Genomic DNA, 26,032 nt, shown 5'->3' with positions numbered 1-26,032 from the left:
TCGGTCATGGCAAGCAAGCACAAGCAGGAAGATCCGTGGGCGGGATTCGTCGACGTTCTCTCCAACATTCTGATGGTCGTGATCTTTCTGGTGGTTATCCTCGGGATATCGATCTTCGCCATCTCACAGCAGGTCACGAAGAACGCTGTCGAACAGGCGATTGAGAAAGAGCGCAACAGCAAAACAAAATCGACCGATACCCAACCGGAGCCACTCGTCGCCGAAGCCAGCCAGCCCGATGGGAAGACAGAGAATAAGGCGGAAGAGCAAGCGGCCTTACCTCCAGTCGCTGACAGCCAGCAGCAAGCCATTGCCATCGAGACGAGCAAGAGCGCCGCAAAAACCGAGGAAACAACAAGCACACAGCCGCAAACGCCGGGAAGCGCGCCTGAAGTCTCTAAACCGGCACAACAAGACATAGCATCCGGCTCAGCCGGTGAGCGGGAAGCCGCCCAGGCTACCCGGGTTCGGCAAAGCGATGAAGTTGCGGGAGAGACAAACTTATCAGTACGCAGCGCAAGAACCAATGATCAGGAACAGATCGAGGTTGCTTCAGAAGAGATCAAACCGTCCTTTGGACCCATCAAGGTGGAAAATGCGGATGCAGCCTTGACCCTTGGCTTCAGCAAGGGATCGTTCCGCATCGATGAAAATACGAGCCAAAGCATCAAAACTTACTTGACTGATCATGCAGGCTTGAAAAACAAAAACATAGAAGTCAGAGCGTTCGCGCAGTCCACAGTCGGATCCGTGAGCGAAGCCAGGCGCATCGCCTATTATCGCGCCATGCAAACCAGAACCGAACTTCTAAAGAACGGCTATGCAGCTGATAATATCATCATAAAGGTCCGGGAATCGATTTCACCCGAAGAGGTGGATGCCGTTCGCGTTATCATCAAGCCGTAAAGCTTCTCGCATCTATGCGCTGCATTCATCGTGGGCAATCCATGCTTGGGTCCGACAAACATAGAGTGATTTGAAGGCTATGAGTGAGGCCCCAAAAGGCGTCTGTCGCTTGTCCTCCCCAAATGAGGATAGTTATACAACGCTAAGACAGAACACCAACGGGAACGAGGTTAGCGAGCTTTTATATCAGTAGCCCCCCGTTCCAGGCGATTGTTCATGTCCTTGAGGCGCTGTCTAGGGGGCCGCACACTTTCTACTGCGGCCTTTCTGGTTCTGATTCTGGTCGACGTCTCGAAGTCCCAGCATGGATGTCCGATCGCTCCTTGAGCGGCCATTGCCGCAGCCTGCCGGATCCGTACTTGGGTCTCGAAGCCCTACATCCTTTGGCAAAGTTTCTGGAGGACGCTGAGACTAAAAGCGCCTTATTGGCTCCGCTTGCCGCTTAACGGCGTGGTCGACTAGGCTCAGGACCTATTAAATAGCTTTCCTTGGTATTACGGCTTTGATTCATTTGGATCGAACCGGGGCACCGCGACGAGTGATTTGCTGTCGTTGTCTGAGGCGCAGATGCCCCGGATCGCGCCATGCTTCTCTTTGTCTCACGGCTTGACGCGAGTTGATGATCGGTTCGTTTTGAGCGGCATTATCTTCGTTCTGCACAATGGATTGCGATGGCGCGACGCGCCGAGGGAATACGGCCCGCACAAGACGATCTACAATCGCTTCATCCGCTGGAGCAAACCCGGCGTATTCAACCGGATTTTGGCCGAGTTCATCGCCAAACGAGGCGAGCCAGAGCAATTGACGATCGACGCCATCCATTTGAAGGCCCATTGAACAGCAGCCAATCTGCTAAAAAAGGGATGTTCCCAGACGTATCGGACACACCAAAGGCGGCCTGAACTCCAAGCTGCATGCTGTCTGCGATGGCCACGGCTGGCCCGCTCATCCTGCTTCTAAGCGAAGGGCAGACGAGCGACTATGAGGGGGCTCCGAAGATGATCGGCGTCTTTCCTAAGGCCAAGACCCCCCTGGCTGATAAAGGCTACGACGCCGACTGATTTTGAGACGCATTGGTCAAACGAAAAATCACCGCCTGCAGTCCATCACGGACAAATCGCACGGTGATCATCCCTCATGATCCGATGCTCTATAAAAAACGCCACAAGATCGGCTCAAGGGTTGGCGCAGTATCCATGCACGATACGACCGCTGCGCCCACACCTTCTGCTCAAGCATATGTATCGCAGCAGCAGTCATCTTCTGGCTCTGATCTACGAGCCCGAGCCTAGGCCACCTTTACATTTCGTTTACCATTTTTACCCCATTTATGGTATTAGTTTGGTGATTCTATTGGTGTCGAAGCATTATGTCGGACTCCGCAGAAAGCGTAGGCTCGACTAATCATGCAGCAGCACTTGAAGAGCTTGAAATTTAACATAGGCATCCATTTTTTTGCGTAGGACGGCCTCGAACACTGAATTAAGTTCAGCGGGTCCAAAGAATGAATTTTTTAAGTTACACGATTGTTTCTTTAGCGCTCGTATTGGGATCTTGCAGCAATACTGTGCCGAAAAGCTGCGTCGTGGATGATGACTATCCTAGGCCCGCAAGCCTATGCAACGAGACACATAAACCTAATATAACGCGTTCTTCAACAGAATCTCCCAAGCCGCTATCATCGTCCCAGAAACTGACCCTGGCAGACGTGCTTCTTAGGGTGATCGACAGCAATCCCGATGTCGGGATTGCCGGCGCACGAGAGAAAGAACAAAGCGCCGCCATAGAGGCCGCCAAGGCGGCGAGACTTCCGAGCCTCGACTTATCCATGTCTGCTGGCCCGCAGCACATTTTTTGGCCCTCGCCGGGCGGTGACGCTATTCGTAAGGAAGCTTCGATTGGCGTGAAGCAGGTCCTTTTTGACTTCGGAGCGACAAAGAACGATATAAGCAGAGCTGAGATGGCTTATGCCAGCGCATCCGCCTCTCGCGTTGCCAAGACCGAAGACGTCGCTTTTCAGGTGCTAAAGACCTATCTAAAGGTTCTGCAGGCCGACGACCAAATCAGAATAACGCAGGAAAATATTGCAGCTCACAGCAGTATTCTCAATCTGGTGGAGTTACGCGAGAAGAATGGCAACGGAACGCTTGCGGATGTCAAACGAATAACGACACGGCTGGAAAATGCAAAGGCAGTGTTGATAGACCTTACGACCCAACGCGCGGATGCCGCTGCTGCTTTTGAAAATCTAACATTGATAAACGCCGATAAGGTGGATCCAACTATCCTGAAATCACTTAAAGGCCAGCCAGAGAAGATTAACCGCGATATTATAGAGGCAAATCCGTTGCTCACGTCGCTCAAGCAGGAGCTTGCCTCGCTTGAGTATCAACTCGCGTCAGCAAAGGCTGAAAAATTGCCTTCAATAGGTCTTCAGGGCTCGGTACGAGCCAGTCAGAATGTGAGTTCAAGTGAGGACGGCGATGATCAATTTGCCGTCTACGGCTTAGTGACGGTGCGGCTTCCTGTTTTTGATGGAGGCTTGAATAATGCAAAACAGAATCAAATCAGGAGCCGCATTGAGGCTACCCATTATAAACTGGAGAAAGAGCGACGTTCGCTTTGGGAAGATTCGCGCAATGCAATGCGGGTGACGACAACAGATGGAGCGCGCTCAGGTTCACTCGAAGCTCGTGTTGCCGCAGCTAAGAAAGTTGCCGATCTCAATCTCGAACAGTTCAGGAGCGGCAGTAAGTCTGTTTTCGAACTGCTCGATGGACAAGCTGATTATTTCAAAGCGAAAAGCGATGTCGTAGGGCAGGTTTACAGTCGTATGGAGGCCGAAATTCGGGCCTTGCAACTCAGGGGCCAGCTGGTGCGTGCTATCCTTGGCCTGCCAGTTCAGTCTCATCTCGACTTTAACAAGAACCAGCCAACCTCCCAATCGGTGCAATATAGCTCAAGCTTGCCCGGCGTAAAAATCATCCAGTAGGCCGATTGATCTGAACTCTTTTAAATGGCCTAATTTATTGAGAGCACGTCACCTGCTGAAGGCCGAGCATTAGACCAGCTTCATGCCGTTTTTACGGTGATGAGGCTTGGCAAGCTTGCAATCGTAGTGAGCGATGTTCGGACACCACAGCTTCTTGGTCTACGGGTCGCCGCTACCGATTGGCGGTCGCCTTCACCCTCTCTGAAAGGGCAGCGCAGCTCTCGTCAGATACATCCTGCAGACTGCCATCTACTTTTTCGACCATCTCGGTGGCCGTCGTTCGCGCAAGAGTCTCTGCGTCTGGAAAGTTGTTCTGTTTCGCGAAGGTCACGAAGGCATTGGTGGCGTGTGAATAGATGTCTTGCCAACCTAGTTGTTTGGCGCAAGCGTTAGCCAGAAACAGGTCTGATGTTACCGGCGTGTACTCATCTTGCCTTTCGGGCGGAACAAACTGCTGCTGTGCGATGACTGTCGTCGCCGACGTCATCAAAAGGAGGAATGTTAATTCCATGCGCATTCTTTGATCACCAGCCGCTTACCAATTCAATTCGGTGTCCTTGCTTTATCGCCTTAGGAAGGCACTTCCGTCTAGCGGATCGTGGTGGAATAATTCCAAGGCATCAATTCAGCGATCCGGCCCTGCCTATGGCCGTTGACTGTGGTGGTGAGCGTGGCGGTCATGTAGGCCAACGGATCGACGGCATTGAGTTTGCAGGTTTCGATGAGCGAGGCGATGATTGCTCCGTTCTCGGCTCCTGCGGTATGCCCCGCAAAGAGTGCGTTCTTGCGATTAGGGGCTATCGGCCGGATGGTCCGCTCGACGCTATTGTTGTCGATCTCTATCCGGCCGTCGATCAGGAAGAGCTTCAAACCATCCCAATATTTGGCAATGTAGGCCAGAGCCTCGCAGAGGAGGAGTTCGTCGCAACACCGGCACATTGATGGACGAACCGCGTATGCATGTCGGTGACGAGTGACGCAGACCGTCCTTGTCGCCTGGCGAGGCGAGCCTCCGGATCAAGGCCCCGTAGTAGGCCTCGATCTGATACAGTTCACCGATGCGTTTAATGGCATTAACGGTAATCGATGCTGATCCATTGCGAGTGATCTCCACCAGCTTGCGCCGTGCATGTGCCCAGCAATAGGCAAGCCGAATGTCCGGCCCAACGCGCTCTGGCGCGATCAGCCTGTTGTATCCTGCATAACCGTCGACTTGAAGGATGCCCGAGAAGCCGTGCAGTATCCGTTTGGCATTAATGCCCTCACGACCGGGCGCATAGGTGAAGGCGACACCCGCAGGAGCGCCGCCGCCCCAAGGGCGATCATCTCTCGCCAGCGCTCAGAAGTATCCGGTCTTGGTTTTGCGCGAGCCGGGATCGAGAAGCGAGACGGGTCTCGTCCATGAACAGCTTGGTTGAGCGCTTCAGGTCGGCAATCAGCGCATCGAAGACGGGACGTAATTCGAAAGCTGCTCCGCCGACCCAGTCGGCAAGTGTGGAGCGGTAGAGATCAATGCCCTGCGGCTCATGATCTGGGTTTAGCGGTAAAGCGGAAGGTAATCGGCATATTTGGAGACCAGCACATGGGCGACGGTGGCCTCTGTCGGCAGCTCTGCCTCGATCAGCCGTGCTGGAGCTGGGGCCTGAACGACACCATCAGTGCAGGCGCGACACGCATATTTGGGGCGACGTGTGACGATGAGCCGGAACTGCGCCGGGACCACGTCTAGCCGCTCGGAGACATCCTCACCGATGCGATGCAGGCAGCCGCCGCAGGTGCAGATCAGGCTTTCCAGCTGGATTACCTCTTCAACACGCAGAAGATGCTTTGGAAGGGAGCCGCGATTGTTCCCACGTGGCTTGGCAACCCTGTTCCCTGCAGGAGTGTCCGTCTCATCCTCGGCATGGATCACGGCCATAGCCGTCTCCAGGTCTTCCAGCACCGCGTCGAATTGGTCAGGATCAGTCTTCTCGGATTTGCGTCCATAGGCTGACTGCTTGAAGGCTGCGACCAGCTTCTCAAGCCGTTCGATCCGCTCATCCTTACTGGCTATCGCGACGTCCTTCGCCATCTCACGTGCTTGTGCCGCAATCAGCATCGCCTACAGGGCGACAACATCGTCGGGAAGTTTGGCGGCATCAAGCATGGCCGGAAGCTACCAAATCCCGCGCCGATTTGCCTTTGGAATCTGTCGTGCTGAGTCATCGTGCCGCAGCTATTCGATGGTCTCCGGCGTTCTCGTCTGGACGGCGTGAACCCGCCGCCAGTCGAGGCCCCCACACAGGGCTTCGACTGGGGATGGGTCAGTGTAATCAAGCCATCTTTGACGCTTGGCCAGGTGAAGGTGTGCTCCTCCAGCCGTTTGTAAGCCATGACGATCCCAGAGCCATCCCAATAGATCAGCTTCAAGCGATCCGCCTTGAGTGACCGGAACACGAAGACCGTTCCGGTGAACGGGTCCTTGTGCAGTTCGTTCTTCACCAGCGCCGCCAATCCATCATGACCCTTGCGGAAGTCGACGGGTTTGGTCGCCACCATGATCCTGACGCGGTTCGACGGAAAGATCATGTCTCCGCAATCAGCACCCGAGCGATGGCCGCGATCCGGGCCGCAGACGGACCTTCCTCAAGACGGATCGTTACCGGACCGACGATAATTTCTGCGCGCGCGGCTGCCTTGACCGTTGACGGCTCAGGTGACAGCTGCTCAACAACCACGGCGGCGAACTCTACCGCGTCTCCGGTGCTGGCAGGATCAGCTTGCCCTGCCGCGCCATCGTCCGCCAGGTGGAAAGGCTGTTGGCTCGCAATCCATACCACTGCGCAACTTCATTGACCGTCGCGCCGAGCCTTAAGCTCTCCGACACTATCCTAGTCTTGACCTCATCAGATTAATGTCGGTGAACCTCACGTCGGGTCTTCCCCGTGGTGAGAAACTCCACTGTAGTCTCCATGGAGAAACTCCCGTTCATGATCCATGGAATGTCCATCACAGATCAGAAACTCGCAGACAACGTGGAGGTGGAACACCGGTTAAAAATCGTCGTTGATGTCTATGCCTTCTTCGTCGACTTCCTCGGACTGGAAATCGACACGGCATAGGCGCTAAGGCGACCGACCACGACAACATACGCCATGTCTTGACGAGAACTTCCGATCCGGCGCAAAGGCGCGAGACGAAGCGGTGAAAGCCATCGAGGAAGAGGGTGCGTTACGCCAACTCCGCGCAACCGCGATTATTACGTGAAGCCGCACTATCGATTGTGTGGTGACATCCACCTGATAAGTACCCTCGATGTCGACTATCGGTTAAGCGATGCCAGCTTTACCTTCATATGTTAGGTCAGGTCACCGGCGTACATCTTGTAGCGCCCTAAGCTTTCATCTGCGTTATATGGTTCATACCAAGTGACCCTGTTTCTTCCAGTGCTCTTGGAGCGATACAATGCTGCATCTGCCGATTCGTACAACTTGCCCGTGGTTGAGGTCGTCTCGGCAGCCGCGATGCCTAACGAAACCGTGACATTGATCTCGTGGCCCCCGGATCTTATCTTGAGTTTCTCGATCGCTTGGCGAACGCGTTCTGCCAAACTCGTTGCATCTGCGATCGACATTTTCTTGAGAACAATAGCAAACTCTTCGCCCCCGGTACGCGCCAGGAAAGCGCCGTCACTCAGCGCTCGCCCGATCCCGGCCGCGACCGCTTTCAAGGCATGATCTCCAAATGCATGTCCATGATTATCGTTCACACGTTTGAAGTGATCGATGTCGACCAAAATCAAGGTAATGTCCGATAGCTTGCCGATCGCAGTCGCCAGGTATTCATCGAAACTGCGACGGTTCGCGACCCCGGTGAGTGCATCTGTATTGGCAAGTTTTCTAGCTTTGACCAGCTCTTCGCGTAGGGACTGTATCTCATTGCGATTTTCATCGATCCGATTCATGAATCGGGTGCCAGACGCCACCCGATGCCTGCCGGCCTGTCCTACTGCGCTGACGACTTTCAAAAGAATCTCTGATGTGATTTTTTCCTGTTCCGAAAAGTGAACAAGAGCCTCCACTACCCGATCCAAGGCTTTGTTGAATGTGAGCAATTCTGACTGCTCACCGCGGAGTTGGCTCGTCAAATCGTTCATCGTCTTCAGAAGGCCTTTCTCATGTCGGATTGTAGACGCTGAGTCGGGAGCATCCGGGCAGAATTGGTCTATTATGTTGTCGAGTTCGTCCTGGCTGGGAAACTGGCCCAACGAGTGTACCGCGCGACGAATGACGGGATCAGAATTGGCAATGCAGCAATAAAACAGATGATAATTACGAGAGAGAGGCGCAGCTCCCACCTTGTCCATCATGGCAACGACTTGGTGACCAATATGTTTACGGTTCTTCATACAGCCTCCATGTAGAGCAGATGATGCGTCCTTAACCGCGCACTCATCGTTAATTCAGATCCCCACTCAAGATCATTTTCGAAACAAACTGACGTAACAGTGACGGATCAAAATGCCCCTGCGTGCTCAGCATCGTTTCGACCGCTCTTGCCTGGGACCACGTCGCCTTGTACGGTCGGCGCGATGTCAGTGCGTCATAGACGTCACATATGGCTGCGAGCCTCGCCACGAATGGAATTTGCTCGCCTGACAGTCTCGAGGGATATCCAGAGCCATCATATCGCTCGTGATGGTATAGGCACACATCCAGAACCGTTTCAGGCAGAGTTGCCTTGTTTTTCAGGAGTTCAGAACCGAGAACCGGATGGAGTCGCACGATACGATATTCATGTTCCGTCAGCTTTTCCTGCTTGCGGAGGATCTCGGTTGGAATCGCCATTTTCCCCACGTCGTGAAGTAACCCCGCGAGTCCAACATGGCGGATTAGCTCTTCATTCATAGACAGTTTTCGAGCAAAGGTTATCAGCAGGGCACTGACGGAAATCGAATGGACAAACGTTTCCTCGTCTCTTCTTCTCAGCTTGCTCAGACTAACGAGCGCGCCTGCGTTTTTGGTCGTCGAAGCCATAATGTCTTCGACCGACGAGAGTGCTGCCTCCACGTTGATCGCTCCTTCCCTGGGAGCATTAGTGAGTAGGTCTTTGACCTTGGGAACTGTCTTGCTCATCAAGATTCGCGCATGTGCAATTTCCTGTGACGAGTAATGCCGAAGTAGATACTGTTCAAAGTTTCGCCGGATTTCGCTTTCCGACTGAGCGGTGGCGTCCGGGTTAATGCCCTTCGTGACGTCAATGACGGCGCTGATCGCGTTGCAGGTGATAACAGCTTTTATCTGATCGATGGTATCTATGAGAAAAGGTGCGTAGTATTTGTGATCAAGGCTGCTGGTTTCGAGCTCCTCGACGTACATACCGACACGTAATTCACCGATGCGAATACGTTTCTTCATATATTCCCCACGATGTATAAGCCACCTCAAAAGAAAGTTATAGTGCGACAAGGCAGAATTACGCCGTGCACAATAACAAGAAAATTTTCCTGCATAATTATTTATTATAAGTTACTATCTTGGTGTAAAATAAAAATTGATAAAATAATTTCTTTATTTACTATTGTTAGTATAATAAAAAATTCTAAAATATATATGTTGCAAATATCTGAAATTAGACTCCAAAAATGGAGTGTTATGATGAGTATATTAGAGTGTCTGTTACCTTTATTCGAAAAGCACTGGCGAGAATTCAAGGCTGACTCGCATCTCACGGCTCTATGCTAAGGATCTTCATAGTAAAGGTTTAGGCACTCAAGTTCAAATATGTCGAGATTGGGCGGTCTCGTCTTAACCAGATGGTTGGATTTGGCTTGACAACCAAGGTTAGATGCCCCTTGGTCTGCATACCCGTCGCAAACGCCACCGGAAGGTAAAACTCGTCCCAGAGATTCAGTACCTTGTCGTTGATGGGAATACTGAAATTTTATATATTTGATTATGCGGGCCGCCCCGAAACCGACTGATCTCGTCTTGGCCAAGTAACCTTTCATGCTGATCCGAAAAGTCCTGTCTTGCTTCTCAATATCTACAATGAGGCCTCACAGGCCAATCTCTCGTCGGCTGAGCGCAACGAGTTGAGAGGAATTCTGACTGCGTTGTCCCGTCAATAGCGAGAAACTGCCACCAAGCGATCAAAGAACGTCAGGAGCTGCGATGAGCAAAGCAGAATCACGCGTTTTACAGTATGCCCGTGGAGCTCTCATCTACACGGACGAAACGCAACACGAACATCCCCTCACAGGTCAATGTCAAGACCAGTAAAGATTTGGTATGTCACAGTAGCTGTTCGAATTCCGATATGATTTCTCCGTCAATCGTGCGCGCGGTTAGGAACAGAGCCGATCCAGCAAAATACCATCCTTGTAACTGTGATCAAAAATTTAACAGAAAGCCGAACCTAGAATATTTTCTAGGCTCGGCGAAGTTAGATGTGCTGGCGGCGATGCATTCGACCGCTATACATTTATGGTATAGAAATAATACTAATGTATTAATATTCGAAACGGAGGAGTACGATCTAGGCTCAGGACCTATTAAATGGCTTGTCTTTGGTTTCATGCGTTTGATTCATTTGGGTCGAAGGGAGGCGCCGCGATGAGTGATTTGCTGTTATTGTCTGAGGCGCAAATGCGTCGGATCGAGCCACACTTTCCGCTGTCACACGCTGTGCCTCGCGTTGACGACTAGCTAATCCTGAGTGGCATCATCTTTGTCATGTGCAATGGATTGCGATGGCAGGACACGCCGAGGGAATACGGCCCTTACAAGACGATCTATAATCGTTTCATCCGCTGGAGCAGACTCGGCGTATTCAACCCGGATTTTGGCCGAGTTGACCGCCAAACGGGGCAACCCTGACCCATTTGATGATCGACGCTACCCATTTGAGAGCCCATTGCACAGCAGTCAATCTGCTAAAAAAGTGATGTTCCCAGACGTATCGGACGCACCAAAGGCGGCCTGAACTCCAAGCTGCATGCTGTCTGCGATGGCCACGGCCGACCGCTCATCCTGCTTCTAAGCGAAGGGCAGATGAGCGACTATGAGGGGGCTGCGAAGATGATCGGCGACTTTTCTAAGGCCAAGACCCCGCTGGCCGACAAAGGCTATGACGCCGACTGCTTTCGAGACGCATTGGTAAAACGAAAGATCACCGCCGTCATTCCACGTCAAGCACATCCGGAGTTCATCAAGGTGTCGTCTCGATCGATGGTCTGGTCGCCGAAGAGGCGATCTTATTCGCCAGGCGCGTCTACCTGTTTAGTCCCGGGCATTGATGGAGCGGATTGAGGCTGAACCTTCCGGCTCCGAAGTCCAGACTTTTTAGATTTATTCGTAAGATGTAAGGCCTCTAAGTGTCTTCAGCCGGCGGCCGAAATTGTAGACATCGACAAACTCGCTCAAGTGCCTGCGAAGTTGATTCTGGTCGTCGTAGTGGAAGTGTTTTACCTTCGCATCCCTGATGGTGCGGTTCATCCACTCGGCCTGACCATTCGTCCACGGGTGGCGAGGTTTAGTCAGGCGGTGCTCGATGTCGAGATCAGCAAAGGCCAGTTCAAATGAATGACAGCGAAATGGCACGTTGTCACAGTACATGATCTTTGTATTTTCTGGGTCAACCGAGGACGATGCCTTACGTCGTACGTCAGGATTGCACTCGCGCCTTCGATGCAATCAGATCCGTATCATCGACGCAGGCGCTTATGCGGTGATGCTCGGAGAACGGCGACGAAGGAGACACCTCCATTCGGAGCGCTTCGTTACAACCTGCGCTTCTTAGTCGTCCCCCAATGACAACGCCTTCGCCCGACGGCTGATCGAGGTGGACGTGGCTTTCTATCCCTCCCGGCGACACGAAAAGGTCCGTGGCGTCGATGATCTCCACTGCATCATCAAGTCCGCTTGAAAGGGTAGCGATCTTTCCGTCGAGGATACCGATGTCACAGACAAAGGTATCACCAGCGGTGTCCACTGTTCCATTGCAGATGATTGTTCGACGCGCATCAAGGCCTTCCTTTTCTCAACTCGCTTTTGCAAAACCTGTTTCGCCAGAAAGAATTTGGTCAAGAGCCTGCGTGAAGCGATCGACTTCTTCTAAAGTATTGTAGTGCACCATAGAAACTCTGAGCATGCCACCATGGTAGGTGAGCCCGAGATACTCGGCCAACCGACGCGAGTGAAAGTCGCCGAAACGCATCGCGATCTTGTGCTCATCCATCGCCCTGCATATCTCGGCTGCGTCCCGGCCATCGAAGCGGAAGGCAATCGTAGGAACGCGGGAACTGTCTCCATTATGACTCTGCCCGACGATTTGGCAGTCATTTCGTGAGCGCAGATAGGACAACAGCCTCTCGGTCAGTGCATCTTCCTGCGCAGTGATTGCCCTGAACGCTGTCGTGATACGACTGCGAACGCTGCCTGTGTCGCCCGCCTGTTCCCCAAGCTTCGTGAGATAGTCAACGATGCCACAGGTGGAGAAGGCAAGCTCGTAATTGGGGTTGCCGGGTTCAAGCTTCCCCGGAACTTTGTCCTTGCCGTAGAAGTAGTGGTACAGCGTATCGAGCTCGAGGAGATAATCATATTTCCCATACATGAGCGCGTAATGAGGACCGTACGTCTTGTAGAGACTGAAGACGTAGTAATCCGCATCAAATTCCTGCACGTCAACGAGACGGTGGGGTGCGTACGCCACGGCATCCACACATAGCCGGGCACCGCGCGCATGAACGAAGTCGGCGATCTCGCGCACCGGGTTGATCGACCCAAGAATGTTCGAGACATGCGTTACACAGACAAGTCTGGTGCGCTCCGACATCAGGGGTTGAAGATCTGCCAGATCAAGGGTCAAAGTCTCCTTGTTGAGCGGCCAGAACTTGATTATGATACCGGCCGATTTCAAGCGATCCCAAGGCCCGATATTCGATTCATGGTCGCTCACGGTTACGATGATTTCGTCGCCGGGACTAAGCTGGCTTTGCATGGCGCGCGCCAGATTTTGCAAAAGCGCCGTCGTCGAATTTCCAAAGATGATTTCTTCGGGCCTCTTCGCGTTGACGAGGTGCATAGCTGCGGTACGCGCCTCATACAATGCTTCCGCAGCCTTCTGCGATACCTCATAGGAACCACCGATCTGGACGTTGCGCTCGATCAGGAAGCTGTTGATGCGATCGATTGCTCCCTGCAGGATCTGCGAGCCGCCGGCATTGTCGAAAAAGGTCCAGCCTCTTGCCAAACCGGGAAATTGCTTGCGCACGAATTCCATATCGAGCGATGGTTTACCGTTCATCGTGTGTCCTCCACAGACATAGTTCAATGATTGAGTACGGCGCGCAGGAAACTGCGCGTTCTTTCTTCTTGGGGATTGTCGAATATCTGCTGGGGGGTACCCATCTCGACCAGCTTCCCGCCATCCATGAAGATGACGCGGTCGGCCACCTGCTTGGCAAAGCCCATCTCGTGCGTCACGACGATCATCGTGACACCGGTCCCGGCCAGACGCCGCATGACGTCCAAGACCTCCCCCACCATTTCCGGATCGAGAGCCGATGTCGGCTCATCGAACAGGAGAACCTTCGGCTCCATGGCGAGAGCACGCGCGATGGCCACACGTTGCTGCTGCCCGCCGGATAGCTGTCCCGGATACTTCTCCGCCTGTTCGGAAATCCCAACACGGGCCAAGAGGTCTTTTGCCTTCACAGCAGCGTCCGCTTCGCTGAGCCCGCGCACACGCATCGGCGCCAGCATGACGTTTCTGAGCACAGTCATATGCGGGAACAGATTGAAGGACTGGAACACCATTCCGACTTCAGCACGAACTTTCGCAAGGTCCTTGCCGGGACGAACTTTGATCCCATCAACGGTGATGAAGCTGTCAGGCGAGAAAGGCTCCAGATGATTGATGCACCGGATCAAGGTCGACTTTCCGGACCCGGAGGGGCCGATAATACAAACGACCTCACCTTCGGCGACGTCGAGATCGATGCCGTGTAGCACGGTATAGGTGCCATAAGCCTTGAACAGCTTTTCAACGCGGATCAAATTCTTGGATCGGTCTGTCATCTGCGTCTCCCTGCACCAAACCGCACTTCGAGACGGGAAACAACGGCAACCATGGGCCAGAGCAACAGGACGTAAATGACCGCCGCGCCAATCAAAGGCGTTGGATTGGCACTCAGAGCCTGCGCCTGTGTCGCCTGTTTCAATAGATCCGGCATGGCGACCACTGAAGCCAAGGCGGTATCCTTCAGGACATTGATCGAATTATTGGTCAGCGGCGGGATGACGATCCGGATCGCTTGAGGGAGAATAATGTCCGCCATTGTATGCCGGTTCGATAGTCCCAAAGCCGCCGAGGCCTCGAATTGGCCAACGGGTATGGCCTCGATGCCTGCGCGAAAGATCTCCGCCGTGTAAGCCGCGGAAACGAGCGAGAGCGCTGTGACTGCCGACAAGAACGGCGACAGCCTTATCCCCACGAATGGCAGAGCGTAGTAGATGACGATGAGAAGAACGAGCAACGGAATGGATCGGAAGACATCCACATAGACACGGATGAGCAGCACGATCGACCGTGGCGCGTAAAGCCTTGCCACAGCAAGGACGAGGCCGCCTACGAGACCCGCGACGATGCTGACAATGCCAATCTGAAGAGTGACTACAAGTCCCCACATCAGTTGCGGAAGGCTCTGAACCAGGACATCGTAATTGAAGAAGGTATTGATGAGATTCATGCCGAAAAGGCTCCTTTAGGCCAGCGGATCGAAGACCCGCTGGCGCCTGCGGCGCTATCAAAGTTTTGGCATGTCCATGACCGTCACGGTCGATGTTTTCTCTTCCGCAGGCGCACCGAACCAGGTCTGGTGCAGCTTGGCTAGGGAACCGTCCTTCTTCATTTCGGTGATGACGCCATTCACCTGCTCTGCGAGCGGATCGCCCTTGTTGAACATGATGGAGTACTTCTCACCTGTCGGTATACGGGCCACCACCTTCAGTTCCGGCTTGTCCTTGACATAATACAGGAGGGCGGGAATATCGCTGATGTAGCCATCGATGCGGCCCGCGACGAGATCGAGCATGGCGGGAGACAATCCCTCGAACCGCCGGATGTCGGAGAATTTGTATTCGGCTTTGTTCTTCTCTGCCCACATATCGCCAGTCGAGCCGGTATCAACGCCGACAACCTTGTCGGCCATGTCTTTCAAGCCGGTGATGCCAGACTTTGCCGTGACAGTGAGGGACTGGTCACTATCGTAATAAGGCTGAGCGAAGGATACCGATTCAAGGCGCTTCGGGGTAATCGTGATCGAAGAGATCGCCATATTGATGCGGCCCGATTGAACCGCTGAAAACAGTCCATTGAATGGGGTGTTCACAAACTCGACCGACTTGCCGAGTCGCTTCGCAACCTCGTTGACAAGGTCGACTTCGAATCCAACCACTTTGCCAGAAGCATCCTGGAATTCCCAGGGCACGTTGCCGATATTTGCGCCCACCGTCAAATCGGCGGCGCGCGCTGCCTGCATGCTCATAAGAGCGATACCCGCGGCCAATGACGCGGTTAAAAATCTCGCTGTCATGCGTTTCATCAGTGTTCCCCTTGTTATTTGATACACGATCACACATTGTGGTCTAACTGGTCCGACCAGTTAGACCACACAAGCACGGACTTTCCGTCTTGGCAAGCTGTGATGTTGAAAATAGATGTTGAGTGATGAAGAGAGGGACGCGCGCAGAATGCTAAACAAAACGCTTTTGCCACAAACAGTGGCGCGCGAAATCCAGAACATGATCCAGACCGGTGTGCTGAAACCCGGCGAGAAAATTCAGTCACAGCGAGAACTGTCAGAACAATTCGGCGTCAGTCGGGCGTCCCTTCGTGAAGCCTTGCTGACCCTTGAAACGCTCGGCATGGTCAAGACAGAGGCAGGACGCGGCACCTTCGTCACCGCGCCAGCAGAGCGCGCCGCTGGACCTGCCGCCAACATGGCGCCGTGGCGCTACTCCCAAAGCTATTCCGCCTTCGATGTCTTCCAGACACGCGCACTTCTTGAGGGCGAAATCGCGAAACTGGCTGCTGGTCGCTTAACGCAGCGCCAACTGGATGAAATGGAGCAGGCAACCGAGACGATGGAGCGGTCTTGGGAGAAACAGGATGTCATCTCCAATGTGGAAGCCGACCTGCAGTTTCACGCGACCATCGTATCCGCCTGCTCGAATGTGATGATGCAGGCGCTGTACCAAACTGTCCGTGAACTGATTACCGAGACCCAACGTCAACCCATTCCCATCACGGATCCAGCGAGAATGAGAAACTCAATCGCCGAGCACCGCCGTGTCATCGAGGCGCTACGTCTCAACGATGGAAACCTGGCGAAGGCAGAAATGGAAACGCACATCCGCAATACAGCCCGATGCGCTGGTCTCGATCCTTAGATGGTTTACCGTAGGTGTCGGCAACGCGCATAAGAGTTGGCACATCGCGATAGCAAGTGCCGCGATTTAGAAAAGCCACAGCGCCCCTGAAGCCCAAACCCAACGCGACACATCCATTCCCGATATTCCGAGCATATGAATTTCGCTCGGAACAGGAGCGGAATCCATGAGTTATCCTGATCCCAACAACAGGAGAAAGATCATGGATCACAGCAATCACATCCGCCTCACCGTTGATGAACTGAGACCTTCGGTGCTCGCAGGAGCCACGGTCTACGGAGCAGACGATCACAAGGTCGGGAAGGTTGATCACGTCCATGGTATCGGCACAAACAGCAGCGTCATCATCGATGTTGGCGGCTTTCTCGGCATTGGCGCGAAACCGGTCGCAGTTTCGATTTCCGACCTGGACTTCATGCGCGATGAGGATGGTGACGTACACGCAATAACCTCCTGGACGAAGGATCAGCTCAAGGAGATGCCCGAGCATCGCGACTGATATCTTCGAGAGCCAGAGGTCGTTCGCAGGAACTGCCTCTGGCTTTTGATTGCGTATAGTCGCCTGGTCAGGTGCGTGCTGGAGGGAAAAGCGGCGTTGCAGTGTTTCTGATTACAGAACGTGTCGATGAGGACATCGTAGACTGGCCTTGAACGAGTCCTGAAGCGCACTGAGCGTTAACGCCTCCAAACCGCGCCGCCGTCTCACTTCAACTGATCGAGCAGAGCAGAAATCTTGTCGGATTCAGGCAGATGCGGCGCATGTTCGAGTCTCGATTTCTGCCGATAGCTCGGGCTCGTGGCATACCAATCGATGAGTGCGGAGGCGACTTCCTGCGCTCTGCCATCGCTCTTGTCGACACCGTTTTCCTCGCACCAGGCGTTCAGGAAGCGGTTGACCTCTTCCAGGTCATCTGACGAGAGGGGAACGGTCGAATAGGATGAAGCATGTGTGTTCACGGCGGCACCAACCAGTCATTATATATGTGATAACTTCCGCATAAATTATTTGGTTCCCATAAGTATTTGCGGCAGCTCATGATATTGAGAGAATCACGTTGATTGCTGTAGCCATAATCCCAGGCCGTGCGCTTTTTATGGCATGGAGCAACTGAAAATATATGTGCTCCGTCTTGCCTTTTGATGCCAGCAATTGTCAGGATGACGTCTCCAAGGCACCATTGTTTGAAAACGCTTGTCCAACATCCTGTCTCCTCATATTCAGATCAAAGATCTTGAGCTCAAGCTTTGACCCGGAGATGTCACGATGCAGAATGCCAGACCGACGATCGAAAGCGTGAAAGCTGAAGAAGCAGCTCTCCAGATTCCAACATTTCATTATGCCTTTGCCTGGACACTCGGAAGCTTGATCCGGCAGAAGGCTGCAGAGGGCAATCACCCTGTGGCGATCGAGGTCAGACACGGAAACGATGTGGTGTTTGCAACGCTTCTGCCCGGCGCGACCATCGATAATTTCGGTTGGGCCAGGCGCAAATGCGCCGTCGTACACCGCTTCCACCGCAGTTCGCTTCGCATGCGGCTCGAGGCTGAAGCCAAAGGCTATGATTTCAACGCAAAGTTCGGTTTACCCGTAACCGACTATGTTGCAAGCGGCGGCGGTTTTCCTCTGATCCTGAAAGGTGGCACCCTGGTCGGATCTGTCGCGGTGAGTGGACTTCCGGATATTGAGGATCATGCCATGATCGTGGAGAGCCTTCGCGAATTCTTGAGTGTCTGACGCTGGCCCCACAACTGCGGCCATCGTTTCGCAATAAGCCGATCGAAGAGAAGATTTTTCTGCATTCTTGCTGCATTGAGGAAAGCCGTTCCTCGTGGGATACTGGCGGTTCGCCTATGTTGCCGGCGAAATAGGAGCCTCCCATGTTCGCCAAAGCCTTTACTAAAGCTGTTTTTGCTCTTTCCATCTCGCTCGCAACGCTAGCGGCGACCCAGGCTTCTGCGGATGCCACGCTCGACCGCATCAAGGGCCGTGGTAAACTAACGGTCGGCGTCATTCTGTCCGGCGCCCCATTTGGCTACATCGATCCCGCCTCTCAGGAGCAGAAGGGCTACAATGTCGATCTTGCCAAGGCCTTGGCAGCAGATCTCGGCGTCGAACTTGAAACCGTCACCGTGACCCCGCCCAACCGCGTACAGTTCCTGCAGCAAGGCAAGGTCGATATTCTGATCGCCAATATGCAGTACACGGAAGAGCGCGCGAAGATCCTCGATTATGTGCCAACGCCTTACGATCGCGCCGGCGGCGCGGCTGTGGTTCGCAAGGATAGCGGACTGAAGGATTGGGCCGATTTGAAGGGCAAGCCGGTCTGCATTTCGCAAGGCTCCAACTATGCGCAGCCACTGGCGGAACAATATGGCGCCATCGTCAAGGGCCTGCCAAGCCAGCCGGAATCACTGCTCGCACTCCAGGGCGGCAATTGCGTTGCAGCTGTGCATGTGGGCGCAACCGTCGGCCTGCTGCTTGTGGATCGCGCCGATGAATGGAAAGATTACGCCATCCCCTTCCCCACCGAACTCATCCCCTCCGACTCCGTGATCTGGCTGCGCAAGGGTGAAAGCGACACGCAGACGGCACTCGACAACAGCGTCAAGAAGCTTCACGCATCCGGCAAATTGCTGGAGATGGCCAAGGCAAACCGCCTGCTGAACACCAAGTATCTAGAGGAAGAAAAGACAAAGCTTTCTGCCGCGCAGTAAGCGGAGGCCAGCGGTAGCGCTCCATGCAAGACATGAACCTGACCAGGCTGTTCGTCGATCTGACGGGCAGGCTGGGCCTCAATTATGAGTTTCTGCTGACCGGCTATGAAGCGCAGATATGGCGCGACGGCTTTTTGACGACTCTCTATCTCGTCGCCATCACCATTCCAGTCAGCCTGTTCTTCGGTGTAATCTTTGCGGCCTGCCTCACCTCGGGCAGGCCTTGGCTATCCACGCCTGTTCGCGCCTTTGTCGAGCTTACGCGCAACACGCCGACGCTGGTGCAATTGATGTTCAGCTTCCTTGTGCTGAACATCATCGTGTCCAACATGGTCGGGGGTGCGGTAAACAATCCGCTGTCGCCGTTTTTCTGGGTCGTTGCCGTGGTGGGGTTGCATGTCGCCGCCCTGCATACGGAGGCAATCCGCGGCGGTATAGAGGCGGTTCCTGCATCGATGATCGAAGCTGCGCGTGGCATGGGTTTCAGCCAGTTCGAAATTCTCCGCTATGTCCAGATCCCGCTCGCGCTCCGCTCCTCACTGCCGGCGATCGTCAATGGCCTGATCAGCCTCGTCAAATCGACGACTGTCGGCAACGCGATCGCGGTCAGCGAAATCACCTACGCCTCCATTATGGTCTGGACGCAGCGCGACAATGTGGTCGAATTGATGATCGTGCTGCTCGCATTCTTCAGCCTGATCAATTTCCTCATTGCCCGCCTCGGCACATGGGTGGAGCGCAAGCTGGCAGTTCCTGGGATATGGGCTATGAACGCAATCCCCTCGCGATCCGCAAAGTCCGGCAGCGCCATCCTGCGCAATGTTGGCTTCGTTGCCATGCCTCTTCTGGTTGTCATCTGGTCGCTCATCGACCCGACGCTTGGCGCCGAACTGGTAAAATGGATCCCCTATCTCGCGTCCGGCTTCTGGATGAACATCGTCATCACCCTCTCCGCCATCACCCTTGGGACGGTGGCCGGTGTCCTTCTCGGCCTCATGCAGCTGGCGCCGCTCTGGCTCGTCCGCTGGCCAGCGGCGATCTATGTGCAGATTTTCCGCAATGCGCCGGCACTCGTGCTGATCTTCGCTACCACCTACATCTTTCCCTTCGAGATCGTCGCCTTCGGCCACTACCTGCCCTTTCCAGATTGGATCAAGGCCGTCATTGGCCTCGGCATCCTGGCTAGCGCCTACATTGCCGAGATTACGCGCGGGGCAGTGCTTTCCATTCCGACAACGCAGTGGGAGGCAACAAAGGGGCTCGGCTTCTCAAGGTTACAGGCGCTCCGCTTCGTCATCCTGCCACAATGCATCAGACGGTCTCTGCCGCCCTGGATGAATGTTGCCTCTTCGATTGCCATGGGAACCTCTCTTGCGTCGCTCGTCGGTGTTCACGAACTCATGCACGCCGCAACCGATGCCAGCACCGCGGTGCGCCGGCTGGACTTCACCGTCATCGCCTATGTCGTGGTCATGGCCGCCTTTTTCACGCTTTGCTACCCGCTCTCCCGACTGACACGCCGCCTCGAGCAGCGTTTCAATGCGGGTTGAAGGATTTTGATCATGACCACATCCACCGACACCGCGATCGTGAAACTGGAAGACGTTCATCTCGCATTCGGACAGACCGAGGTTCTGAAAGGCATCGATCTCACCATCAACAAGGGCGATGCCGTCTCGATCATAGGCCCCTCGGGCTCGGGAAAATCCACCCTGCTCCGCTGCATCAATGCGCTTGTCACGCCGCAGAAGGGCCGCATCACCGTCGCTGGCACGCGGGTGGATGAGCTGACCAAGGAAAGCGAACGCATCGCGCTTCGCAAGCGCGTCGGCATTGTTTTCCAGCAGTACAATCTCTTCCCGCATCTGACCGTGCTCGACAACATCGTGCTGGCACCGACCCGCATTTTAGGCGCGGACCGCGCAGCGACCGTCAAGCTTGCCCGCGAGTTGCTGGAAAAGGTGCGGCTTTCGGAAAAGGCCGATGCCTATCCAGGCCAGTTGTCGGGCGGCCAGCAGCAGCGTGTGGCGATTGCCAGAGCCCTGGCGATGAAGCCGGAGCTGGTGCTCTTCGATGAGGTGACATCGGCGCTCGATCCTGAAACGGTCGGCGAAGTTTTATGGGTCATCCGCGACCTGATCCGCGATGGCATGACCAGCATTCTCGTCACGCATGAGATGCGTTTTGCCGAAGAGATCAGCGATACTGTCATCTTCACGGAAAACGGCCGGGTGGTGGAGCAGGGTTCGCCAAAGCACATTTTCCACGAGTCGCAAAATCCGCGCATCCGTCAATTTGTCGGAGGCCTTTCCGGCGGACGCTCCGTACGCGATGGCGAGGGCATCTAACCATGTCCAAGGCCATTATCACCACAGCTTTTGCGACGATTATTAGTAAAGCCGATCCCCGTCAGGATGGCACGGCCATGGAAGCGGCGCAGATAGCGATTGTCGATTTTCTCGCCTGCGCGATCGCCGGCGCCAGTGACCGGACGACGGATATTCTCGCCAAGGCGGTGGGCGTGGATCTTACGGGCAATGCGATCCTGATCGGCCGAGCCGCAAAGACCGATCCTCTCACGGCTGCAATCATCAATGGTTACGCGGGCCATGTGCTGGATTATGACGATGTTCATTCCAGCGTTCGCGGCCATCCGACAACCGTCATTCTGCCGGCCCTCCTGGCATTCGCCGCCGAGCATCGTATCCGGGCAGACGCCCTTGTCGCGTCTTATATTGTCGGTCTGGAGGCAATGGCGAGGATCGGACTGTCCCTTGGCTCCAGGCATTACGAAAACGGCTTTCACGCAACCGCCACACTTGGCCCAATCGGCGTTGCTGCCGCCATCAGCCACCTGACCGGCGCTTCCGTCGAGGAAACAGCGATCGCGCTGGGCCTTGCCGCAACGCAAAGCTCGGGCCTGCGCCTGCAATTCGGCTTCGATGCCAAGCCCTACCACGCCGGCATGGCGGCACGCTCCGGCCTGCTTGCTGCCCGGCTGGCGGCGGTCGGCTTCAGCGGCGCGCCCGATTTTCTCGACAATCCAACCGGCTTCTACTCCGCTTACGGCTTTGGTGCCTCTCGTCCGGAACTGGCGACCGAAAACTGGGGCGCTCCATGGCAGATCGTCTCACCCGGGCTGACGCTGAAAGCCTACCCCTGCTGCACGGCAAGCCATCCGGTCGCCTCCCTTGGCATCGAACTGCATCGTGAGGGTCTTGCTGCAGATCAGGTAGAGGCGATCACCTTTACCTATCCACCCGGCGCGGATGCAGCTCTCGTGGTCACGAAACCGGAAAACGGTATCGAAGCCCGTTTCAGTCCTGAATATGTGTTTGCTGCCGCCCTGCTTGATGGAGCACTGAGGCTCGATCACTTCGATGAAAGACCGGTCGAGGATCGCATCATGGCGCTTGCGCTAAAAGCCAGCCGCCGCCACGACAATACCGCTCCACGCATGTCGAGCGATCCGGCCACGCGCTTCGTGCTTCTGGATATCGCGCTGAAGGATGGCACGACAATCCACCGTCGTTTCGACGGCTTGCCGAGCCTCACCAACCCCGAACAAAAATTCAAGGATGCGACTTCAGGGCGCCCGGCTTTTGCCGATATCCCCGATCTCGTGCGCAGAATGGAAAGCGAGGCCGATCTCGCCCGCCTTCTAACACTGCTCAACCAGACCTCTCTCTGACGAAAGACTTTTGCCATGACTGCCAAGCGACAAATCCACCTCGGCCTGTTTCTCCAGGGCGCGGGCCATCACGTCTCCGGCTGGCGGCACCCGAAAGCGGAAGCGGGGAGCGAGAATTTCGACCTGCTTCGTCGCGTCACGCAAGCCGCCGAACAGGCGAAGTTCGACATGGTATTCCTGGCGGACGGATTGACCAGTGGCGTCGACGCCCACCCATCTACGATCGCCCGCTTCGAACCTCTGACGCTGCTTGCGGCACTTGCCCTCGTCACCGACAAGATCGGTCTTGCCGCGACATCCTCCACCACCTACGGCGAACCCTATCATACCGCCCGAGCCTTCTCCTCGATCGACCATCTAAGCCACGGTCGCGCCGCATGGAATATCGTCACGACTTCCTATGCCCGCACTGCCAACAACTTCTCCAAGTCGCATCCCGAGCATGATGAGCGCTATGCGGTGGCAGAAGAATTCGTCGATGTGGTTCGCGGCCTGTGGGACAGCTGGGATGATGACGCTTTCATCAAGGACAAGCAGAACGGCATCTATGCCGATCCGAACAAGGTGCATGTGCTGGATCACAAGGGCAAATATTACTCGGTCAAAGGACCCCTCAACATTCCCCGCTCGCCCCAGGGCCACCCGATCCTCATCCAGGCTGGCTCTTCGGGCCCAGGACAGGATCTTGCCGCCCGCACCGCAGATGTGGTCTTCACCGCGCAGCAAAGCCTTGCGGAGGCCCAAGCATTCTACAAGAGCCTGAAATCACGCGTGGAGAAATTCGGCCGTCCTGCAGATGCCGTAGCCGTCATGCCGGGCTTCCTGCCGGTGATTGGGCGCACGTCGAAAGAAGCGGCGGAGAAACTCGCAGAACTCGACCAGTGGACGGAGCTGAAAAGCGCCATGCCGCTCCTCGAAGAGCGCATCGGTTACAGCCTTGCCGACTACGATCCGGATGGGCCTTTGCCGGATCTGCCAATTTCCGACCAGTTGCGCAGCCGGGCGGAGCTTTTGACCGCACTTGCCAGACGTGAGAACCTGACGATCCGCCAATTGGCGCTACGCGTGGCTGCCGGACGCGGCCACCATATCGTGCTCGGCACGCCTGTCGAGGTTGCGGACCGTATGCAGGAATGGTTCGAAACCCGAGCCGCCGATGGCTTCAACGTCATGCCGCCCTTCTTCCCAGAAGGGCTTGAGGACTTCACGCAGCTGGTCGTGCCTATTCTGCAGGAACGCGGGCTGTTTCGCACTGAGTACACTGGCTCGACCCTGCGCGACCATCTCGGGCTCGTCCGTCCAGCCCTTACCTCAGCCTGATCCTATCGTCCAGACCGCTATCCAACCTGGCGACAATGCTGCCGGTTCTCGTAGCCGCCAGCCTTGCATCCTGATGGTCGCAGTGCCAGACAGGGATCACGGCTGGTAGGCATATGACAGGCAGAGGCAGGATCATGGACAGAACGGTTTACTTGAATGGCGCATGGGTTGCGGAAGGTGACGCGAAAGTATCGGTCTTCGATCGGGGCTTTCTGTTTGCCGACGCCATCTATGAGGTGACAGCCATCGTTCAAGGCAAGCTCGTCGATTACCCTGGTCATCTTGCCCGCCTGAAACGATCTCTGGATGCGCTCGGTATTGCCATGCCGGTGGCGGAAGCCGAATTGCTGGAACTGCACAAGGAAATCGCGCGGCGCAACGGCGTCGAAGATGGTCTTATCTATCTGCAGGTGTCCCGCGGCGTTCAGGATCGTGATTTCGTCTTTCCAGAGACGATGCAACCGACCTTCGTGATGTTCACCCAGACCAAGAAGGTGCTGGACAATCCGAAGTGGAAGACGGGACTTTCCGTCAAGACGGTGCCTGAGGGCCGCTGGTCGGATCGGCAGATCAAGACCGTCCAGCTTCTCTATTCGTCGCTGCGCAAGACGCAGGCCAATCGGGAAGGCTACGACGACGTCCTTTTCGTCGAAAACGGCTACATCACCGAGGCAAGCTCCGCCAATTTCCATATTGTTACGCAGGACGGCACACTCGTTACACGCGATCTATCGAACGCGCTGCTGCACGGCATCACCCGCGGCTCCATTCTGCATCTCGCCAGACAGGCCGACCTTGCCGTTGAAGAGCGCGCCTTCACGCCAGAAGAGGCCAAATCCGCATCCGAGGCCTTCGTGACGTCTGCCACCAGCTTCGTCACGCCGGTGATCAAATTGGATGGCGACACGATCGGTAACGGCGAAATCGGCCCCATCAGCCGTCGTCTGCTGGATATCTATATCCGCGAGCAGATCGCCACGGGCATTCCGATCGCGAACTGAATTCTGCATCCCACGATCAGGCACTTACAAGGCTGATCCGCCGGTTGCTCGATTTGCGGTGCTCACTAAAGGCTGCGGTGATCGCACGCAGTGTTTCCCGCGTTTTGGCGTCGGTGAGCGAGGAATGCAGCATGATCGATAGCGAAGGGATCGGCGGCAAGCCGAGCGCATGGCCGACCTCGATCATGTCCGGCGTTGCCAACCGGCAGGGAAATGCGGCGACGGCAAGGCCAGCAGAAAGTGCCGCAGTGACGGCGGACGTGCCTCCGATAAAGACTTCCGTCCAGGCGATTGATGCGCCGTCCAGCAGGCGGGTCGCCACTTCGCGCACGGTGCAGCAGGTCGGATGGCTGGCGAGCGGCAGCGGCTCTCCAGACCGATGCTCGAAATCGGCAGAGGCAAACCATCCGAAATGTTCCGGGCCCAGCACCTCCCCGCCCCTGCGGTCATCATCGCTTCGAACGATAATCGCATCGAGTGCACCCGCCTCGTAGGCGTCGAGAAGCGCGCGTGAATTGTCGATCATGACTTCGACCTTGAGGCAGGGGTCAAGCGTCTTCAGCTTGGCCAAGAGGATCGGCATTTCCGGCCCCATGATATGGGCAGCGATCCCAAGCCGGAAGCGTCGCCGCTCGGCAGTCAATGCAGCCATTGCTCGCTCATGGGCAGCGAGAAACTCCCTTGCTGGTGTCAAGAAGGTTTCGCCTTGCGCCGATAACCGAACTTGCCTTGGTGTGCGTTCGATCAACCGCTTTCCAAGACGATCTTCGAGCCGTTTGAGCTTGACGCTGACCGCACCCTGCGTGGAACCGAGCGCTTCTGCAGCACGTGTGAAGCTCTGATGGTCCGCGATCATCACGAAGGCCCTGACAGCATCGACTTCCAGCATACTAAGCATCCCATTTTGTTATCACTGAAATCCTCTGCCATGCGATTGATGGATGATCAAGACTCCGGCAGGTTGGCTTCGACACAA

Annotated in this window: 22 protein-coding genes and 6 pseudogenes; 14 read left to right on the top strand and 14 right to left on the bottom strand. The window is 55.2% G+C overall.

Going from position 1 to position 26,032, the window contains the following annotated elements; all coding sequences use genetic code 11:
- Nucleotides 1-6: 6 nt before the first annotated feature.
- The 3 genes and pseudogenes from QE435_RS05380 (at nucleotide 7) to QE435_RS05370 (ending at nucleotide 3,898) form a co-directional block, all read left to right on the top strand.
- Complete coding sequence (locus tag QE435_RS05380) at nucleotides 7-906, top strand: hypothetical protein (protein WP_349040522.1); 900 nt, start codon at nucleotides 7-9, stop codon at nucleotides 904-906.
- Between the two features lie 567 nt (nucleotides 907-1,473).
- Nucleotides 1,474-2,179: pseudogene (locus QE435_RS05375) on the top strand (IS5 family transposase).
- Between the two features lie 231 nt (nucleotides 2,180-2,410).
- Nucleotides 2,411-3,898: a TolC family protein gene (locus tag QE435_RS05370; RefSeq protein WP_349040521.1), complete on the top strand. Its 1,488-nt coding sequence runs from the start codon at nucleotides 2,411-2,413 to the stop codon at nucleotides 3,896-3,898.
- A 172-nt stretch (nucleotides 3,899-4,070) separates the two neighbouring features.
- Here the strand turns inward: QE435_RS05370 and QE435_RS05365 are convergent, their stop codons facing one another.
- From QE435_RS05365 to QE435_RS05340, 6 genes and pseudogenes are all read right to left on the bottom strand, one after another.
- Nucleotides 4,071-4,409 (bottom strand): hypothetical protein, encoded by a 339-nt coding sequence (locus QE435_RS05365; RefSeq protein ID WP_349040520.1) that lies wholly within the window; start codon nucleotides 4,407-4,409, stop codon nucleotides 4,071-4,073.
- A 77-nt stretch (nucleotides 4,410-4,486) separates the two neighbouring features.
- Nucleotides 4,487-5,996 (bottom strand): annotated as a pseudogene (locus QE435_RS05360) (IS66 family transposase).
- Nucleotides 5,997-6,113: 117 nt separating this feature from the next.
- Nucleotides 6,114-6,466: pseudogene (gene tnpB, locus QE435_RS05355) on the bottom strand (IS66 family insertion sequence element accessory protein TnpB).
- Nucleotides 6,463-6,717, bottom strand: a complete 255-nt coding sequence (locus QE435_RS05350) for a hypothetical protein (protein WP_349040519.1) — start codon at nucleotides 6,715-6,717, stop codon at nucleotides 6,463-6,465. The pseudogene tnpB and the gene QE435_RS05350 overlap by 4 nt, the downstream one beginning before the upstream one ends.
- A gap of 518 nt (nucleotides 6,718-7,235) precedes the next feature.
- Nucleotides 7,236-8,285, bottom strand: coding sequence for a GGDEF domain-containing protein (locus QE435_RS05345; RefSeq protein ID WP_349040518.1), 1,050 nt, complete (start codon nucleotides 8,283-8,285; stop codon nucleotides 7,236-7,238).
- Between the two features lie 49 nt (nucleotides 8,286-8,334).
- Complete coding sequence (locus QE435_RS05340; protein WP_309769871.1) at nucleotides 8,335-9,294, bottom strand: HD-GYP domain-containing protein; 960 nt, start codon at nucleotides 9,292-9,294, stop codon at nucleotides 8,335-8,337.
- Nucleotides 9,295-10,491: 1,197 nt separating this feature from the next.
- Here QE435_RS05340 and QE435_RS05335 point away from each other — a divergent pair.
- Nucleotides 10,492-11,187, top strand: a pseudogene (locus QE435_RS05335) (IS5 family transposase).
- Here QE435_RS05335 and QE435_RS05330 read toward each other — a convergent pair.
- The 6 genes and pseudogenes from QE435_RS05330 to QE435_RS05305 form a co-directional block, all read right to left on the bottom strand.
- Nucleotides 11,150-11,430: pseudogene (locus QE435_RS05330) on the bottom strand (integrase core domain-containing protein); the annotation flags it as partial. The pseudogenes QE435_RS05335 and QE435_RS05330 sit on opposite strands and share 38 nt — an antisense overlap.
- Before the next feature lie 112 nt (nucleotides 11,431-11,542).
- Complete coding sequence (locus tag QE435_RS05325) at nucleotides 11,543-11,869, bottom strand: hypothetical protein (RefSeq protein ID WP_349040517.1); 327 nt, start codon at nucleotides 11,867-11,869, stop codon at nucleotides 11,543-11,545.
- 48 nt (nucleotides 11,870-11,917) lie between these two features.
- Nucleotides 11,918-13,183, bottom strand: coding sequence for a cysteine desulfurase-like protein (locus QE435_RS05320; protein ID WP_349040516.1), 1,266 nt, complete (start codon nucleotides 13,181-13,183; stop codon nucleotides 11,918-11,920).
- 23 nt (nucleotides 13,184-13,206) lie between these two features.
- A complete protein-coding gene (locus tag QE435_RS05315) occupies nucleotides 13,207-13,956 on the bottom strand; it encodes an amino acid ABC transporter ATP-binding protein (protein WP_349040515.1) in 750 nt (249 codons plus the stop codon).
- The gene (locus QE435_RS05310) at nucleotides 13,953-14,627 is read right to left on the bottom strand and encodes an amino acid ABC transporter permease (RefSeq protein WP_349040514.1); all 675 of its coding nucleotides are present in this window, start codon (nucleotides 14,625-14,627) and stop codon (nucleotides 13,953-13,955) included. Before QE435_RS05310 ends, QE435_RS05315 begins: the two co-directional genes overlap by 4 nt.
- 57 nt (nucleotides 14,628-14,684) lie before the next feature.
- A complete protein-coding gene (locus QE435_RS05305; RefSeq protein ID WP_306930219.1) occupies nucleotides 14,685-15,473 on the bottom strand; it encodes a basic amino acid ABC transporter substrate-binding protein in 789 nt (262 codons plus the stop codon).
- 157 nt (nucleotides 15,474-15,630) lie between these two features.
- Here QE435_RS05305 and QE435_RS05300 point away from each other — a divergent pair, with 157 nt between their 5' ends.
- Together QE435_RS05300 and QE435_RS05295 are read left to right on the top strand one after the other, a co-directional pair.
- Nucleotides 15,631-16,329 carry a FadR/GntR family transcriptional regulator gene (locus QE435_RS05300; protein ID WP_306929279.1) on the top strand — a complete coding sequence of 233 codons (699 nt, stop codon included), beginning with the start codon at nucleotides 15,631-15,633 and terminating at the stop codon, nucleotides 16,327-16,329.
- 202 nt (nucleotides 16,330-16,531) lie between these two features.
- Entirely contained in the window at nucleotides 16,532-16,828 is a 297-nt protein-coding gene (locus QE435_RS05295) for a PRC-barrel domain-containing protein (protein ID WP_309769868.1), read from the top strand.
- A gap of 203 nt (nucleotides 16,829-17,031) precedes the next feature.
- Here the strand turns inward: QE435_RS05295 and QE435_RS05290 are convergent, their stop codons facing one another.
- Entirely contained in the window at nucleotides 17,032-17,286 is a 255-nt protein-coding gene (locus tag QE435_RS05290) for a hypothetical protein (RefSeq protein WP_349040513.1), read from the bottom strand.
- A 307-nt stretch (nucleotides 17,287-17,593) separates the two neighbouring features.
- Between QE435_RS05290 and QE435_RS05285 the strand changes: the two genes are divergently transcribed.
- From QE435_RS05285 to QE435_RS05250, 8 genes and pseudogenes are all read left to right on the top strand, one after another.
- Nucleotides 17,594-18,064 (top strand): heme-degrading domain-containing protein, encoded by a 471-nt coding sequence (locus QE435_RS05285; RefSeq protein WP_349040512.1) that lies wholly within the window; start codon nucleotides 17,594-17,596, stop codon nucleotides 18,062-18,064.
- 143 nt (nucleotides 18,065-18,207) lie between these two features.
- Nucleotides 18,208-19,044: a transporter substrate-binding domain-containing protein gene (locus tag QE435_RS05280; RefSeq protein WP_306929272.1), complete on the top strand. Its 837-nt coding sequence runs from the start codon at nucleotides 18,208-18,210 to the stop codon at nucleotides 19,042-19,044.
- A gap of 23 nt (nucleotides 19,045-19,067) precedes the next feature.
- Nucleotides 19,068-19,802 (top strand): annotated as a pseudogene (locus tag QE435_RS05275) (amino acid ABC transporter permease); the annotation flags it as partial.
- A gap of 9 nt (nucleotides 19,803-19,811) precedes the next feature.
- On the top strand, nucleotides 19,812-20,594 hold the full coding sequence (locus tag QE435_RS05270) for an amino acid ABC transporter permease (protein ID WP_349041137.1): 783 nt from the start codon (nucleotides 19,812-19,814) through the stop codon (nucleotides 20,592-20,594).
- Nucleotides 20,595-20,606: 12 nt separating this feature from the next.
- Nucleotides 20,607-21,392, top strand: a complete 786-nt coding sequence (locus QE435_RS05265; protein ID WP_349040511.1) for an amino acid ABC transporter ATP-binding protein — start codon at nucleotides 20,607-20,609, stop codon at nucleotides 21,390-21,392.
- 2 nt (nucleotides 21,393-21,394) lie between these two features.
- A complete protein-coding gene (locus QE435_RS05260; protein ID WP_349040510.1) occupies nucleotides 21,395-22,735 on the top strand; it encodes an MmgE/PrpD family protein in 1,341 nt (446 codons plus the stop codon).
- Between the two features lie 15 nt (nucleotides 22,736-22,750).
- The gene (locus QE435_RS05255; RefSeq protein WP_349040509.1) at nucleotides 22,751-24,055 is read left to right on the top strand and encodes an LLM class flavin-dependent oxidoreductase; all 1,305 of its coding nucleotides are present in this window, start codon (nucleotides 22,751-22,753) and stop codon (nucleotides 24,053-24,055) included.
- Nucleotides 24,056-24,189: 134 nt separating this feature from the next.
- Complete coding sequence (locus tag QE435_RS05250; protein WP_349040508.1) at nucleotides 24,190-25,056, top strand: D-amino-acid transaminase; 867 nt, start codon at nucleotides 24,190-24,192, stop codon at nucleotides 25,054-25,056.
- A gap of 16 nt (nucleotides 25,057-25,072) precedes the next feature.
- Here QE435_RS05250 and QE435_RS05245 read toward each other — a convergent pair whose 3' ends face one another.
- The gene (locus QE435_RS05245; protein ID WP_349040507.1) at nucleotides 25,073-25,954 is read right to left on the bottom strand and encodes a LysR family transcriptional regulator; all 882 of its coding nucleotides are present in this window, start codon (nucleotides 25,952-25,954) and stop codon (nucleotides 25,073-25,075) included.
- Between the last annotated feature and the right edge of the window lie 78 nt (nucleotides 25,955-26,032).

The organism is Agrobacterium sp. SORGH_AS 787 (assembly GCF_030819035.1).
In the GTDB taxonomy this organism is placed as follows: domain Bacteria; phylum Pseudomonadota; class Alphaproteobacteria; order Rhizobiales; family Rhizobiaceae; genus Agrobacterium; species Agrobacterium larrymoorei_B.
The sequence above is the reverse complement of the archived record's forward strand: the minus strand, read 5'-3'. Positions and strand labels throughout refer to the sequence as shown.